This is a genomic window from Terrabacter sp. Ter38 (assembly GCF_024519435.1).
Classification (GTDB): Bacteria; Actinomycetota; Actinomycetes; order Actinomycetales; family Dermatophilaceae; genus Terrabacter.
The window spans coordinates 364,889-379,059 of record NZ_JALJRZ010000003.1; the positions used below are offsets into that span (position 1 = coordinate 364,889).

The 14,171-nt window shown below is 71.2% G+C and carries 15 protein-coding genes and 1 pseudogene; 11 read left to right on the forward strand and 5 right to left on the reverse strand.

The genetic code is table 11. The features are described from left to right. Positions 1-70 precede the first annotated feature (70 nt). The gene (msrA, locus tag NR112_RS08975) at positions 71-745 is read right to left on the reverse strand and encodes a peptide-methionine (S)-S-oxide reductase MsrA (RefSeq protein ID WP_235508719.1); all 675 of its coding nucleotides are present in this window, start codon (positions 743-745) and stop codon (positions 71-73) included. A 162-nt stretch (positions 746-907) separates the two neighbouring features. Here msrA and NR112_RS08980 point away from each other — a divergent pair, with 162 nt between their 5' ends. The 6 genes and pseudogenes from NR112_RS08980 to NR112_RS09000 all read left to right on the forward strand — a co-directional run bounded on the left by NR112_RS08980 (position 908) and on the right by NR112_RS09000 (position 5,738). Next, positions 908-1,924 (forward strand): GNAT family N-acetyltransferase, encoded by a 1,017-nt coding sequence (locus NR112_RS08980; RefSeq protein WP_256793656.1) that lies wholly within the window; start codon positions 908-910, stop codon positions 1,922-1,924. 88 nt (positions 1,925-2,012) lie between these two features. Further along, positions 2,013-2,339, forward strand: a pseudogene (locus NR112_RS23185) (GNAT family N-acetyltransferase); the annotation flags it as partial. A 452-nt stretch (positions 2,340-2,791) separates the two neighbouring features. Then, positions 2,792-3,280 (forward strand): DUF4825 domain-containing protein, encoded by a 489-nt coding sequence (locus tag NR112_RS08985; RefSeq protein ID WP_256793657.1) that lies wholly within the window; start codon positions 2,792-2,794, stop codon positions 3,278-3,280. A gap of 163 nt (positions 3,281-3,443) precedes the next feature. Then, positions 3,444-4,256, forward strand: coding sequence for an amino acid ABC transporter substrate-binding protein (locus tag NR112_RS08990; RefSeq protein WP_256793658.1), 813 nt, complete (start codon positions 3,444-3,446; stop codon positions 4,254-4,256). A 7-nt stretch (positions 4,257-4,263) separates the two neighbouring features. Further along, on the forward strand, positions 4,264-4,932 hold the full coding sequence (locus NR112_RS08995) for an ABC transporter permease subunit (protein WP_256793659.1): 669 nt from the start codon (positions 4,264-4,266) through the stop codon (positions 4,930-4,932). Beyond that, the gene (locus NR112_RS09000; RefSeq protein ID WP_256793660.1) at positions 4,929-5,738 is read left to right on the forward strand and encodes an amino acid ABC transporter ATP-binding protein; all 810 of its coding nucleotides are present in this window, start codon (positions 4,929-4,931) and stop codon (positions 5,736-5,738) included. The genes NR112_RS08995 and NR112_RS09000 overlap by 4 nt, the downstream gene beginning before the upstream one ends. Positions 5,739-5,787: 49 nt before the next feature. Here the strand turns inward: NR112_RS09000 and NR112_RS09005 are convergent, their stop codons facing one another. Then, positions 5,788-6,501 carry an SGNH/GDSL hydrolase family protein gene (locus NR112_RS09005; RefSeq protein WP_256793661.1) on the reverse strand — a complete coding sequence of 238 codons (714 nt, stop codon included), beginning with the start codon at positions 6,499-6,501 and terminating at the stop codon, positions 5,788-5,790. A gap of 67 nt (positions 6,502-6,568) precedes the next feature. On the opposite strand from NR112_RS09005, the gene NR112_RS09010 reads away from it, so the two are divergent. From NR112_RS09010 to NR112_RS09020, 3 genes are all read left to right on the forward strand, one after another. Then, positions 6,569-7,747 (forward strand): cystathionine gamma-synthase, encoded by a 1,179-nt coding sequence (locus NR112_RS09010; RefSeq protein WP_256793662.1) that lies wholly within the window; start codon positions 6,569-6,571, stop codon positions 7,745-7,747. A gap of 30 nt (positions 7,748-7,777) precedes the next feature. Then, entirely contained in the window at positions 7,778-9,127 is a 1,350-nt protein-coding gene (locus NR112_RS09015; RefSeq protein WP_256793664.1) for a glutamate mutase L, read from the forward strand. A 223-nt stretch (positions 9,128-9,350) separates the two neighbouring features. Then, on the forward strand, positions 9,351-10,340 hold the full coding sequence (locus tag NR112_RS09020; RefSeq protein ID WP_256793665.1) for a hypothetical protein: 990 nt from the start codon (positions 9,351-9,353) through the stop codon (positions 10,338-10,340). Positions 10,341-10,566: 226 nt separating this feature from the next. Here the strand turns inward: NR112_RS09020 and greA are convergent, their stop codons facing one another. Together greA and NR112_RS09030 are read right to left on the reverse strand one after the other, a co-directional pair. Further along, the gene (greA, locus tag NR112_RS09025; protein WP_256793667.1) at positions 10,567-11,052 is read right to left on the reverse strand and encodes a transcription elongation factor GreA; all 486 of its coding nucleotides are present in this window, start codon (positions 11,050-11,052) and stop codon (positions 10,567-10,569) included. 210 nt (positions 11,053-11,262) lie between these two features. Continuing rightward, a complete protein-coding gene (locus tag NR112_RS09030) occupies positions 11,263-11,634 on the reverse strand; it encodes a DUF4307 domain-containing protein (protein WP_256793669.1) in 372 nt (123 codons plus the stop codon). 180 nt (positions 11,635-11,814) lie between these two features. Here NR112_RS09030 and mca point away from each other — a divergent pair, with 180 nt between their 5' ends. Then, complete coding sequence (gene mca, locus NR112_RS09035; RefSeq protein ID WP_256793670.1) at positions 11,815-12,882, forward strand: mycothiol conjugate amidase Mca; 1,068 nt, start codon at positions 11,815-11,817, stop codon at positions 12,880-12,882. Beyond that, on the forward strand, positions 12,879-13,163 hold the full coding sequence (locus tag NR112_RS09040; RefSeq protein ID WP_256793671.1) for a hypothetical protein: 285 nt from the start codon (positions 12,879-12,881) through the stop codon (positions 13,161-13,163). The genes mca and NR112_RS09040 overlap by 4 nt, the downstream gene beginning before the upstream one ends. A gap of 120 nt (positions 13,164-13,283) precedes the next feature. Here the strand turns inward: NR112_RS09040 and NR112_RS09045 are convergent, their stop codons facing one another. After that, a complete protein-coding gene (locus NR112_RS09045; protein WP_256793672.1) occupies positions 13,284-14,018 on the reverse strand; it encodes a hemolysin III family protein in 735 nt (244 codons plus the stop codon). Positions 14,019-14,171 lie beyond the last annotated feature (153 nt).

Below are 14,171 nucleotides of genomic sequence, written 5' to 3' on the forward strand. Positions count from 1 at the left end.
GAACACTCCGAAAAAGGCTGCGGCCCTGTGGGATCCGAGATCCCACAGCGCCGCAGCCCTGCGTCCGGCGTCAGGCCGGCGGCGCGATGTCCTGCTGGGCCGGGAGCTGGTCCTGGCGAACGATCCCGACCGGGCACGTCATGCCGTTGGGGCCGTGGTTGCAGTAGCCGCCGGGGTTCTTGTGGAGGTAGCCCTGGTGGTAGTCCTCGGCGAGGTAGAACGGGCCCGCGTCGTCGGCCGAGCGGATCTCGGTCGTGATCTGTCCGTAGCCGTTGTCGTCGAGCACCTTCTGGAACGCCTCGCGCGTCGCCTCCGCGGCGAGCCGCTGCCCCTCGGTCGTCCAGTAGATCGCCGAGCGGTAGGCGGTGCCGATGTCGTTGCCCTGGCGGTTGGACGTCGTCGGGTCGTGGTTCTCCCAGAAGGCCTTGAGCAGCAGCTCGGGCGAGGTCTTCTCGGGGTCGTAGACGACGCGGACGGTCTCGGCGTGGCCGGTGCGCCCGGTGCACGTCTCCTCGTAGGTCGGGTTGGGCGTGTAGCCGCCCATGTAGCCCGCGGCCGTCGAGACGACGCCGTCCTGCTTCCAGAAGATCCGCTCGACCCCCCAGAAGCAGCCCATCGCGACGTAGAGCACCTCGGAGCCGTCGGGCCACGGGCCCTCGAGCGGGGTGCCCAGCACGACATGGGTGGGGTTCACGGCATATGGGCGGTCCGCACGACCCGGGAGGGCCTCGTCGCGGCTGGGCATCTGGGACTTCCTACCGAATCCGAACACCATGCCAGTGTCACATCCTTCGTGCTGGGAGCGTCTTACGTCCCTGTAACGTCCGCGACCCCCGGCGTATGCCGGAAGGCGCGGTCCCGGACAAATCCCTCGCCGAGCGCGGGCCCGGACCGACAGACTCCCCCCATGAGCGACGACCTCGAGATCCGGCCGATCGACCTGCTCGACCGTGTCCAGGAGGCCGCGGCCCGCGACTGGATCGGCGTCCACGCAGCCGTCCAGCGCGAGCTGTTCGGTTCCGCGGGCAGCGCCTGGACGCTCGAGGAGATCAGGGGCTTCCACCGCTCACCGTCGGGCACGCGGGTCGCCCGCGCGGCGTGGGTGGGGGACCGTCTCGTCGGAGCCTTCGAGGCAAGGATGCCGACGACCGACAACCTCGATCTGGCCCTGTTCTGGCTGTCCGTCCTGCCGGAGCACCGGCGGCGTGGCATCGGTGAGGCCCTCCTGCGCGAGGGGGAGGCGATCGCCCGCGAGCACGGCCGCCGCACGTTGATGGGCGAGACGGAGTGGGCCGAGGGAGGTGTCGACCTCGCCGAGACGTTCGCGGCTCGGCACGGCTACGTCGTGGGGCAGACGATGCTGCGCAGTGCCATGTCGCTTCCCGCCGACCGCGACGCGCTCTCGGCGCTGGTGGCCGTGACCGACGACTACACCGTCGAGACCTTCGTCGACACGATGCCCGAGGCGTGGCTCGACGACCGCGCGGTCCTCCAGCAGCGGATGAGCACCGACGCTCCCACGGACGACCTCGCTCTCGAGGAGGAGGCCTGGGACGCCGACCGCCTGCGGGAGACGCACGCCCGCACTCTGGCCTCCGGGCGGCGGATCGTCGAGTCGGCCGCGCGCCACACGCCCTCGGGCCGCCTCGTCGCCTTCACGACGATCGGGGTGTCCGCAGGAAGCCCGGACCTCGGCTATCAGCAGGACACCCTCGTCCTCAAGGAGCACCGCGGCCACGGGCTCGGTCTCCGGCTCAAGGCGGCCAACGCGGTGCGGCTCATGGACGAGCTGCCCGACGTGACGGCGGTCCGCACGTGGAACGCCGCCTCCAACGAGCACATGCTCGCGGTCAACCGACAGCTCGGCTACACCGTCGACGGCTACAGCCGGGAGTGGCAGAAGATCACCGGGGGCGGCGAATGAGCCTGCAGATCAAGGAGATCCACCTCGCTGTCGACGACCCGACGAGCGAGGCCTGGCTCGAGGTGCACCACGCAGCCAACCGTCACGTGTGGGGCGACGACGCCGAGCGCACGTCGGTCGCCGAGATCGTGGACGTCGCGGAGCGCCGCCACGAGGTGCGGCGTTCCTTCCTCGTCATCGAGGATGGGCGGACCTCCCGACTGCCGCGGCCCAGACGATCCGCCGGACCCGCGACAACGTCGGGACCGCAGGCCTCTGGCTGTCGGTCCACCCCGACCGCCAGAGGCAGGGGATCGGCTCGTCCCTCCTCGCCCGGTGCGAGCAGGTGCTGCGCGACGACGGGTGTGAACGCGTCCACGAGCACAGTGGCGCGCCGGTCGAGAACGGTGACGCGGCAACCGGATTCGCCCACGCGAACGGCTACCGGCAGACCCTCCTCGACCTCCGGCAGGACCTGGCCCTGCCGGTTGACGCTGCCGCGCTGACTGCGCTCGACCCCCGACCAGACCCGGCGGCATACGTCATCGAGACCTCGGTCGACGGGCTCCCCGAGGAGTGGCTCGAGGACCGCGCGCTGCTCGCACGACGGATGAGCACCGACGCCCCGTCCGGCGACATCGACCTCGACGAGGAGGACTCTCGGCGCCCTCCGGCGGGAGCGCCCCGACGTCACGACGGTGCGCACGTGGAACGCCGACACGAACACCCACATGGTCGCCATCAACGAGCGGATGGGCTTCGTCGTCACGGGCTGGACGCGGGAGTGGGTCAAGCACCTCTGAGCCCGGCGCCGGAACCGGGGGAGGGCACGCAGCGTCCCTGCCCTGCGGCGCACCGGTGGTCGGTGCCGCAGACAGGAGACCCCTCATGGTCCGGAACGTCTTCGCCTCGCTGGCCGTCGGGGTCCTCGCCCTCGCCGCGTGCACCTCGTCCCCGGCCGACGCCCCGTCTCCCGGGGCCTCCGGGTCGGTCGCTGCGAACGTCCGCGCGCAGGCGCTCTGGGCCGACCGGACGGCGTACGTCGGCGACAACTCCAGGGTCCTCGCCCTCGTCGAGGACGCCGGCTTCGGGCCGGTGGGCAGCTACTCGCTCTCGCTGTGGACGACTCGCCCTCCGTATGCCGTGACGATCACCGTCACCGACCCGGCCAAGCCGCTCGATGCGACCGACCTCACCGGACCGGCCACGTTGCTGCTCGGCACGGTGACCAACCTCGACGCCGTCCACGTCACCGGTCCGGGCCGCGAGTTCTCGCTGACGGCGCGTGAGGCGACCGCGGCCCTCGGGCACGACGTCAAGATGCTGGGCACCGACCGCACCGCCCTCGCCGACTACGTCCGATCGCTCGGCGACTGAGCGTCTCCCCGGCGGTGGGCGACACGCCGGGCGGGAATGCCGGCGGCTCGCGCCGGGTTGGCACGCGATGACACCGTCAACGCTTGATTATGCCCATCCCAAGGTGGGCTTATAGGTTGCCGAGGTCATCACCACCCGACCGATCCACCAGGAAGTGCCCACCATGCGTTCGAGGTTCACCCTCACCGCCCTGCTCGCCACGCTCGTCGCCGTCGTCCTCACCGCCTGCAGCACAGGCTCGTCCGGCGGCTCGGACCTCGAGTCCGTCAAGCAGGCGGGCGTCCTGCGCGTCGCCACGGAGGGCACCTACTCGCCGTTCTCGTTCCACGACCCGAAGACGAACGCCCTGACCGGCTACGACGTCGAGGTCGCGAAGGCCGTCGCCGACAAGCTCGGCGTCAAGGTCGAGTACGTCGAGACACCCTGGGACGCCATCTTCGCCGGCCTCGCCGCCAACCGCTACGACGTCGTCGTCAACCAGGTGACGAAGAACCCCGAGCGAGCCGGCCTGTACGGCCTGAGCAGCACCTACACGTGGTCCGAGGGCGTCATCGCGACCCGGGCCGACGACGCGTCCATCACCTCGCTCACGAACATCGAGGGCAAGAAGTCCGCGCAGAGCCTGACGAGCAACTGGGCCAAGGTCGCCAAGGACGCCGGCGCCCAGGTGGAGTCGGTCGAGGGGTTCACCCAGGCCATCACCCTCCTCAAGCAGTCGCGGGTCGACGCGACCGTCAACGACAGCCTCGCGATCCTCGACTACCTGAAGTCGACGGGCGACACGACGGTGAAGATCGCGGCGAAGACCGGTGACGTCTCCGAGCAGGTCGTCGCGACCCGCAAGGGCTCCGACCTCGTCGCCGCCATCGACAAGGCGCTCGCCGACCTCGAGGCCGACGGCACCCTGAGCAAGATCTCGCAGAAGTACTTCTCGGCCGACGTCTCGAAGCAGCCGGCCGGCGCCTCCGGTTCGTGAGCGGGTCGTGAACGAACAGACGACCCAGCTGGTCCTCGACTCGCTGGGCCCGCTCTTGCGGGCCACGGTGACCACGACCATCCCCCTGACCCTCATCAGCTTCGTCCTCGGACTGGCCCTCGCGCTCGGCGTCGCCCTCATGCGGCTGTCGTCGGTGCGGGTGGTCTCGTCCGTGGCGCGCATCTACATCTCGCTGGTGCGCGGCACGCCGCTGCTGCTCCAGCTGTTCATCATCTTCTACGGGCTGCCCGCCCTCGGGGTGCGCTTCGACCCCTTCCCGGCGGCGGTTCTCGCCTTCACGCTCAACGTCGGCGGCTACGCGGCCGAGGTGATCCGGTCGGCCATCCTCTCGGTCCCCAAGGGCCAGTGGGAGGCCGCCTCGACGGTCGGGATGGGCTACGTCACGACCCTGCGCCGGGTCGTCCTGCCGCAGGCCGCGCGGACGGCGATCCCCCCGCTGTCCAACACGCTCATCTCCCTCGTCAAGGACACCTCGCTGGCCTCGACCATCCAGGTCACCGAGCTGCTCCGCGTGGCCCAGGAGGCCGCGGCGCCCACGTACGAGTTCTTCGTCCTCTACGGCGTCGCCGCCATCTACTACTGGGTGGTGTGCCTCGTCCTCTCCTTCACCCAGGCCCGTCTCGAGGAACGACAGAACAGGTACGTCGCAACATGACCGAGCCCACCACGCCCCTCACGACGACGAACTCCGCTGTGCTGCAGCCCGGCCCGCTCGTGTCGGTGTCGGCCCTCGCGAAGTCGTTCGGCCACCACGAAGTGCTCCGGTCGATCGACTTCGAGGTTGCCCCCGGCAGTGTCACCGTCCTCATCGGCCCGTCCGGTTCGGGCAAGACGACGGTGCTTCGCTCTCTCAACGCGCTCGATGTCGCCGACGCGGGTGTCGTCCGCATCGGTGAGGTCGAGGTCGACTTCGCACAGCGTCCGGTGACCAAGCAGCAGGTGGCGACCCTTCGCGCCCAGAGTGGCATGGTCTTCCAGTCGCACCATCTCTTCCCGCACCTGACGGTCCTCGAGAACGTCACGGCGGGTCCGGTCCTCGCGCAGCGTCGCGACCGGTCCGAGGTGGCGCGGGAGGCACTCGAGCTGCTCCGGCTCGTGGGGCTCGAGGAGAAGGCCGACGCCTACCCGTACCAGCTCTCCGGCGGCCAGCAGCAGCGCGTCGGCATCGCCCGCGCGCTCGCGATCAAGCCCCAGCTGATGCTCTTCGACGAGCCGACGTCGGCCCTCGACCCGGAGCTCGTCGGCGAGGTGCTGATGGTCATGAAGAACCTGGCGGCACAGGGCTGGACGATGGTCGTGGTCACGCACGAGATCCGTTTCGCCCAGCAGGTCGCAGACCAGGTGCTCTTCATGGACGGCGGCGTCATCGTCGAACGCGGCACTCCGGACGAGGTGCTGACCCGGCCGCGCACCGAGCGTGCCCGCCAGTTCCTCCACCGCATCCTCGACCCCCTCGACTGAGCACTCCTGCGGCGCCACCGGATCCGAGGACGTATGCCGTCCGGCCGGCTCAGGCGACGAGGCGCGCCCGGTCGACGGCGCGCTCCACCACCGTCGCCATCTCGGCGTAGCCGCGGTCGTTGGGATGGAACCTGTCGGACGCGAGCCGGCCCCGCCATGACCGGGGCCCGTCACGGCGCATGTCGACGAGGACGAGGCGTCCGGCGTCGGCGCGTTCGCGCAGCATGGCGTCGACAGCGCGGGCCTCGCGGTGCGGGTTGGGCAGGTTCGAGACGAGCGCACCCTCGGGCAGCCGATCGAGCATGGCCGCGAAGCGCTCGACGAGCCCGCGACGGTGGCGACGCACGACGACGTCGTTCGAACCGATGACGACCGTGACCAGAGCGGGCGTCCGGCCCTCCGGGGCCAGGGCCTCGAGAGCCGGCAGCTGCCGGTCGAGCACGTCCTCGACCCGCGCGCCGTTGACCCCGAGGTTGACGACGCGGTGGTCCCACCCGCGCACGGCGAGCCGCTCGCTCAGCTGCCCGACCCATCCGCGGTCCGGGGCACTCGCCCCGATGCCCTGCGTCATGGAGTCACCCAGAGCGACCCACAGGCGCCCGTCGCCCTCGGCGGCCACACGGTTGTGGGACTCCCACCACACGGCATACGGCAGCACCTGCTCCTGGACCGAGCGGATGCCGGGGAAGGCCGCCCCGAGCGCCGACAGCACGGGGCCGCGCGGCCGCTCACTGCGGTTGCTGTAGTCGAAGTCGGGCGCCACCACGGCAGCATCGCAGACGCCCGGGCGGCCGTCGGGCAGGTGACGCTCAGGGCATAGGCTCGTCCCCATGTCTGACGAGCACGGCTTCTCCACACGCGCCATCCACGCCGGCCAGGAGGCCGACGCGCTCACCGGAGCGGTGGTGCCCCCGATCTACCAGGTCTCGACCTACAAGCAGGACGGTATCGGCGGCTTCCGGAGCGGCTACGAGTACAGCCGGTCGGCCAACCCGACGCGCACCGCGCTCGAGGAGTGCATCGCCGCGCTCGAGGGCGGCAGCCGCGGCTTCGCCTTCGCGTCCGGACTCGCCGGCCAGGACACCGTGGCCCGCGCGCTGCTCGTCCCCGGAGACCACGTCGTCGTCCCGAACGACGCCTACGGCGGCACGTACCGCTACTTCAACAAGGTCGCGAAGCCCCAGGGCATCGAGCACTCCATCGCGAACATGGGCGACCTCGAGGCGGTCCGCGCCGCGATCCGCCCGGGGCAGACGAGGATGGTCTGGGTCGAGACCCCGACCAACCCGCTGCTCGGCATCGCCGACATCGAGGCCATCGCCGCGATCGCCCACGAGGCGGGTGCCGTCCTCGTCGTCGACAACACGTTCGCGACGGCCTACCTCCAGAGTCCCCTGGCGCTCGGCGCCGACGTCGTGACGCACTCGACGACGAAGTACTCCGGCGGGCACAGCGACGTCGTCGGCGGCGCCGTCGTGACGGCCGCGAGCATCACGGTGCCGGGCTACGAGGACGCGGAGGAGCGGATCGCCTTCCACCAGAACAGCATCGGTGGCGTCGCCGGACCGTTCGACTCCTGGCTGACCCTGCGCGGTCTCAAGACCCTCGCGATCCGCATGGAGCGCCACTGCGACAACGCCGAGAAGGTCGTCGATTTCCTCGAGGGCCACGACGGCGTCTCGCAGGTGCTCTACCCGGGCCTGCCCGGCCACGCCAACCACGACGTGGCCGCACGCCAGATGAAGCGCTTCGGCGGGATGGTCAGCTTCCGGATGCGTCGCGGTGAGGACGCCGCCGTCAAGGCGTGCGCAGCCGTCAGCCTCTGGACGCTGGGGGAGTCGCTCGGCGGTGTCGAGTCGCTCATCGAGCACCCGGGCCGGATGACGCACGCGAGCGTCGCCGGCACCGAGCTCGAGGTGCCCTCGGACCTCATCCGTCTCTCGGTCGGCATCGAGGACGTCGGCGACCTCGTCGCCGATCTGCGCGAGGCGCTCGACATCCACGGCTGACGCTCCGCCACGAGACCGCGACCACCGCGCATGACGATCCTCGCCGTCGACTTCGGGTCGACCTTCACCAAGGGTGCCCTCCTCGCCGACGACGGCGCCGTGCTCGGCACGGCATCGACCCCGACGACCGGCACCGACGGCCGGGGCGACATCCTCGACGGCTACCGGACGGTGCGCGACGAGCTGGACGTCCCCGACGACGCGACGGTGCGTGCCTGCTCGAGCGCGGGTGGCGGGCTGCGGCTCGCCGTCGTCGGCTACGAGCGCACCGTCACCGCCCAGGCCGGGCACCGGGTCGGGCTGTCGGCCGGGGCCAAGGTCGTCCACGTCGCGGCCGGGGAGCTGACGACCGGCGACGTCGCGGGCATCCGCGCGGCCCGGCCCGACATGATCCTGCTCGTCGGCGGCACCGACGGCGGCAACAGCAACGTCCTGCTGCACAACGCCGCCCGGCTCGCCAAGGGGGCCATCGGCGGTCACGGGGCGCACGCCGTACCGGTCGTCGTCGCCGGCAACGTCGACGCGCGCGACGATGCGGCGGCCGTCCTCGCGACGACGGGCCGGCCGACGGTCCTCGCCGAGAACGTCCTCCCGCAGATCGGGGTCATCGCGCCCGAGTCGGCGCGGGCGGCGATCCGCGACGCCTTCCTGCGCCACGTCATCGGCGGCAAGGGGCTCTCGCACGACCCGGCCTTCGCCTCGATGGTCGAGGCCGCGACCCCTGACGTCGTCCTGCGCGGCGTCGAGGTGCTGGCGTCGGTGACCGACGGCGGCGACGTCCTCGTCGTCGACATCGGCGGTGCGACGACCGACGTCTACTCCTGCCTGACGCCCGAGGGTGAGGACGCCGGCCTGCGCAAGGACGTCGTCGCCCCCCTGTGGCACGCCCGCACCGTCGAGGGCGACCTCGGCATGCGGTGGAACGCCGAGCACGTCGTCGAGGCCGCCGTGGCCGAGCACCTGCTCGACACGGTGGCCGACCCCGACGCCCTGACCGCGTATGCCGCCCGCGTCCACGAGCGCCCCGGCTCGCTCCCCGTCGACGACGGTGAGCGTGCGCTCGACCTCGAGCTCGCGCGGCTCGCGGCGCTCGTCGCGGTGCGCCGGCACGCGCGCCCGGCCCAGCCGACGGAGTCGCCGCGACCGCTGGCGAACGTCACGGCGCTCGTCGGGTCCGGGGGAGTGCTGCGCCACACCGACGCCGCCGGGCGCGACCACGTGCTCGGGGCGGTCCTCGCCGACCACGCCGGAGGCTGGAAGGTGCCGCGCGCCGCGCGCGCGACGGTCGACACGGCATACCTTCTCTTCGCTGCCGGCCTGCTCGCCGACGACCCCGACGACGGGCGCGTCGCCCGAGCCGTCGCCACCCAGACCCTCTAACCGTCGAGAGGCCACGTCCGGCCCAGCCCCAACCGTCGAAGGGCCACGTCCGGCCCAGCCCCAACCGTCGAAAGGCCATCTCCGGCCCCCTGCCTACCGTCGAGAGGCCACTTTCGACAACGACGCCGACGCTCATCCACACCCCCCTTCCCGTGCGGCCGCGTTGTGCACAGAGCCGGTGCCAGCTCTGGTGTGGAGGGGGCACCCCGGCGATCGTCCGTGCATGGACGCCGCACCCCTGCCCCTCGACCTGACCCGTCGCCCCTTCAGGACGTCAGAGGCCGTCGCCAGGGGAGTGCCGCTCAAGCGGCTGCGCGCCCAGGACCTGTGGACCCCGACGCGTGGGGTCCGAGCCGTCGACCTGCCCACGACGATCGTCGAGCAGGCCCGCGCCTTCGCGGCGGCGGCACCCACGGAGTTCGCGTTCTCCCACGTGACCGCCGCGCAGCTGCTTGGGATCCCGCTGCCGTATGCCGTCGAGGCAGAGTGTCTCGTCCACATCGTCACGCCGACCTCCGCCAACCGCATCAGGAGGGCTGAGGTCCAGGGGCATCGCGGGCTCGAGAGCCGCGAGGTCGTCGAGGTCCACGGACTGCCGGTCGTCGCACCGGCCGACACGTGGGCCGACCTCGGAGAGTACGTCGGGCCCGGCAAACCCGTCGGGCTCGACGACCTCATCGTCGCAGGAGACGCAGTGGTCAACATCGTGGGAGGCGCGGAGCCACTTCGCCGCGCGGTCGAGCGTCGCGTCAGACCGCGCGGCAAGGTCACGCTCACCTACGCGATCCCCCGCATCCGGGTCGGTTCGTGGTCTCCGATGGAGACCCGAGCTCGGCTCATGGTGGTGCGAGCGGGACTCCCGGAGCCGTTGCTGAACGACGACGTCGTGAGTCGCTCGGGGGAATGGCTGGGGTGCGGGGATCTCGTCTGGCGCGAGCAGAGAGTGGTCACGGAATTCCAAGGAGTCGAGTTCCACACGCGCTCGCTGGACCGCCGTCACGACGGTGTCAGGCGTGAGCGCATCGAGCACGGCGACGGGATCGTCGTCGAGATCGCGGCCGAGGACGTCTTCGAGACGCACTGCCGCGCCTTGAAGCTGCGCGAGCTCGGCGGCCATCTCGGGGTCAACCCGCACGTCCTGGACGTCATGGGTTCCGGCCCGCAGTTCCTGGTCCCGGCGCAGTTCGCCAGGCCGCGCCGCCCCCGCCGGTAGGTGCCTGGAATGGCCTTTGGACGGGTGGTGGGAGGCCGGACGTGGCCTCTCGACGGTCGGGGGGAGGCGGCACGTGGCCTCTCGACGGGTGGTGGGAGGCCGGACGTGGCCTGTCGACGGGTGGTGGGAGGCCGGACGTGGCCTCTCGACGGGTGGGGGAGAGTGTGCGAACGGGCCGGGAGCCCCGGCGTGGGGTCCCGGCCCGTTGCTCAGGCGTCTGCCGTGCTCAGCCGGTGTAGGGCTTCGCGGCGATGATCTTGACGCCGATGGTCTTGCCGTTGGGGGCGACGTAGCTCGTGCTCTCGCCGACGCTCTTGCCGTTGATGGCGGCGCCCATGGCGGACTTCTCGGAGAAGACCTGCAGGTCGGAGCCGTCGGCGATCTCGCGGTTGCCGAGCAAGAAGGTCTCCTCGTCGCCGAAGATCTCGACGGTCACGAGCATGCCGGGCTCGACGACGCCGTCGTCGGGGGGCGTCTCGCCGATCGTCGCGGTCTGGAGCAGCTCGGTGAGCTGGCGGATGCGGGCCTCCATCTTGCCCTGCTCCTCGCGGGCGGCGTGGTAGCCGCCGTTCTCCTTGAGGTCGCCCTCCTCGCGGGCCTCCTCGATCTTGCGCGCGATCTCGAGGCGACCTTCGCCCGTGAGCTGGTCCAGCTCCGCCTTGAGGCGGTCATGGGCCTCCTGGGTCAGGAAGCCAGCGGCAGTCTCGGTCACGGTTGTCACTCCTTGGATGAACAGCGCCCACGCGGTGCTCCGCGTGGGCGCCTGCACAAAAAGAAGGGCCCGAACGGTGGTGTCGTCGACTCGCGATGCCGGTCGGCGACGGGTCCGGACCCTTGATGAAGGAACAAGGATAACAAAATGAACGGCAAACGTGCAGTTCACGGCCCACATCCACGCCACGGCCCGACGCGTGGGCCCTGCTCAGGAGCAGGTCTTGACCTGCCCGGTCACGGCCCGTGACGTCGTGCGCAGCGTCACCGACTCGTCCGTCGTCTCGTCGGCGCTCGCCGGCACCCGCACGGTGCTCGTCCCGACGGGGGCGAAGTCGCGTGCCAGCGCCTCGACGGTGCACGTCAGGGCCGTGCCGCCGGGTCGGTACACCTGGAAGTCCACGCGCACCTGCTCGTCGCTGACCACCTTGTAGCCCGTGGTCTGCCACGACGGCTGACCCAGCGTGGACGACAGGCCGAACCAGATCGCGAGGCCGACACCGGCGAGGATGCCGACCGTGCCGACGACCCACCACTTCAGCTGGCCGGGGGCGGGGCGGGGCAGGGTCGTGCGGGACGGCATACGGAGTCCTGGCGGTTCGAGCCCCCGCATCGTCAGGTGCGGGGGAGTGAGAGGATGGCAGACGGGTCCAGTGTCTCCCATGGCACGGCGAGAGCCGCACGGACCCGGACGCCGAGGGGCACCGGAGATCAGCAGCCGCCCGCGTCCCACCCACGAAACTGACGACGAACAGGGAGCCACGTGGCCGAGGGCATGCGTTTGATGGCGGTGCACGCGCACCCGGACGACGAATCGAGCAAGGGCGCCGCGACGACGGCCAGGTACGTCGCCGCCGGCACCTCCGTCATGGTCGTGTCGTGCACCGGCGGCGAGCGTGGCGACATCCTCAACGAGAAGCTCAAGGACGACCCGCACATCCTGCGTGACATCGCCCAGGTGCGGCGCGACGAGATGAAGGCCGCGCAGGAGGTTCTGGGTTGCGAGCACACGTGGCTCGGCTTCGTCGACTCCGGCCTGCCGGAGGGCGACCCGCTGCCGCCGCTGCCCGACGGCTGCTTCGGTCTCGAGGACATCGACGTGACCACGGAGGCGCTCGTCCGGGTCATCCGCGCGTGGCGGCCGCACGTCATGACGACGTACGACGAGAAGGGTGGCTACCCCCACCCTGACCACATCATGTGCCACACGGTCTCCATGGCGGCCTTCGAGGCGGCCGGCGACCCGACCCGCTACCCGCACGCCGGCGAGCCGTGGCAGCCGCTCAAGATCTACTACAACGGCGGCTGGAGCAAGGACCGCCTCGAGGCGATCCACGACGCGATGCTCGCCGAGGGACTCGAGAGCCCGTATGCCGAGTGGCTGGCCAACTGGAAGCCGCGGCGGACCGGACGCCCCACGACGACGATCGCCTGCGGCGAGTACTTCGAGACGCGTGACCGTGCGCTCATGGCGCACGCGACGCAGGTGGACCCCGACGGCTTCTGGTTCCAGGTGCCGCTCGAGATCCAGAAGCGGGTCTGGGGCGTCGAGGAGTTCGAGGCCGCCCTGTCCTACGTCGAGATCGCCGACGGGGAGGACGACCTCTTCGCCGGGCTCGGGACCCCCGCGGAGGCCGACGCACTCGCGACCCGCACCGACCTCGCACTCGTCCACGACGGCCGCGTCACGGACGAGCCCGAGCCCGAGGAGGTCGAGCAGGAGTCCGGCCGCGCCCACGGCGACAGCTCCGACACGCACACCGACGAGGACGGCGACGCCGACCGCGACAACGACAGCGACAGCGACAGCGAGAAGGCGGACGCGCGATGAGCGGCGGCGGCAACCTCCCGATCGGTCCCGGCATCTGGGGCTTCATCGCGTTCTTCGTCCTCGCGGTCGCCCTGTGGTTCCTCGTGCGCAACATGAACAACCGGCTGCGTCGGATGGCCTACCGCGACCGGGACCGGGCCGAGCAGTTCGTCGCGGACGCCGACGGAACCCCGGGCGGCCGAGCCACGGACGGCAACCCCGAGCCCGACGCGACCAGCGACGTCCCGCCGGGCGAGCCCGGTGACGACCGCCACCCGAACGGCGAGGTGCCGCGCCCCTGAGACGCGCCGGACGGCATACGCCCGAGGCCCTGCGCACGCCCTCGGACACGACGAACGCCCCGGCACGGGTGCCGGGGCGTTCGGACGTTCAGGGCGCAGGTGCTCACGCGCCTGCCGGCCTCACGTGGCGGCCTGGTAGCCGATGACGGCGAGCGTCACGGCGACGAAGTGCGTGAGGAAGCCGCCGAGCGTGAAGGCGTGGAAGACCTCGTGGAAGCCGAACCACCGGGGCCACGGGTTGGGCCGCTTCGTGCCGTAGACGACACCGCCGGCGGTGTACATGAGGCCACCGAGGCCGATGAGGGAGCCGATGAGCGGGCCACCCTCGCGCCAGAAGGGCACGACGTAGAAGATGGCGGCCCAGCCGAGCGCGAGGTAGAGCGCCGTGTAGAGCCAGCGCGGGGCGCCGACCCAGAAGACCCGGAAGAGGACGCCGGCGATGGCTCCACCCCAGATGACGAGGAGCAGCAGCCGGGCCTGGTCGGCCGGGAGCAGGGTCACGGCGAACGGCGTGTAGGTGCCCGCGATGATGAGGTAGATGTTCGAGTGGTCGAACCGCTTGAGCAGGCCCGACATCCTCGGGCCCCAGGTGCCACGGTGGTAGACGGCCGAGACGCCGAAGAGCAGGGCGGCGCTGATCGTGAAGACGATCGAGGCCGTGCGCACGGAGCCGGGGTCGGAGACGAGCACGAGGACCAGGCCGCCGATGAGGGCGACGGGGAACATGGCGAGGTGCAGCCAGCCGCGCAGGCGGGGCTTGGCGATCGCGACGAGGTCGGCGACGGGGGTGCCCGACGGGTCCTCGGTGCTGGGGTCACGTCTCTGGCCAGCGGTGGGCTCCGGGGTGCTGCTCATGGTCCCACTGTAACCTACGCAACCGTAAGTTACGGCAACGTAGGTTGAACCTCTCCTGGGTGCCGGTGGGTCCCCGGCCACCTTCACGAGACCTTCACGAGGTCGTCACCGAAGCCCCGCGACGACTCCCGCCGGACCGCCTCGGCGCGCCCA

What these genes read in the sequence shown, in the direction of transcription:
- msrA (WP_235508719.1), bottom strand. Translation starts at nt 745, where the DNA reads ATGCCCAGCCGCGACGAGGCCCTCCCGGGTCGTGCGGACCGCCCATAT.
- NR112_RS08980 (WP_256793656.1), top strand. Translation starts at nt 908, where the DNA reads ATGAGCGACGACCTCGAGATCCGGCCGATCGACCTGCTCGACCGTGTC.
- NR112_RS08985 (WP_256793657.1), top strand. Translation starts at nt 2,792, where the DNA reads ATGGTCCGGAACGTCTTCGCCTCGCTGGCCGTCGGGGTCCTCGCCCTC.
- NR112_RS08990 (WP_256793658.1), top strand. Translation starts at nt 3,444, where the DNA reads ATGCGTTCGAGGTTCACCCTCACCGCCCTGCTCGCCACGCTCGTCGCC.
- NR112_RS09000 (WP_256793660.1), top strand. Translation starts at nt 4,929, where the DNA reads ATGACCGAGCCCACCACGCCCCTCACGACGACGAACTCCGCTGTGCTG.
- NR112_RS09010 (WP_256793662.1), top strand. Translation starts at nt 6,569, where the DNA reads ATGTCTGACGAGCACGGCTTCTCCACACGCGCCATCCACGCCGGCCAG.
- NR112_RS09015 (WP_256793664.1), top strand. Translation starts at nt 7,778, where the DNA reads ATGACGATCCTCGCCGTCGACTTCGGGTCGACCTTCACCAAGGGTGCC.
- NR112_RS09020 (WP_256793665.1), top strand. Translation starts at nt 9,351, where the DNA reads ATGGACGCCGCACCCCTGCCCCTCGACCTGACCCGTCGCCCCTTCAGG.
- NR112_RS09030 (WP_256793669.1), bottom strand. Translation starts at nt 11,634, where the DNA reads ATGCCGTCCCGCACGACCCTGCCCCGCCCCGCCCCCGGCCAGCTGAAG.
- NR112_RS09040 (WP_256793671.1), top strand. Translation starts at nt 12,879, where the DNA reads ATGAGCGGCGGCGGCAACCTCCCGATCGGTCCCGGCATCTGGGGCTTC.
- NR112_RS09045 (WP_256793672.1), bottom strand. Translation starts at nt 14,018, where the DNA reads ATGAGCAGCACCCCGGAGCCCACCGCTGGCCAGAGACGTGACCCCAGC.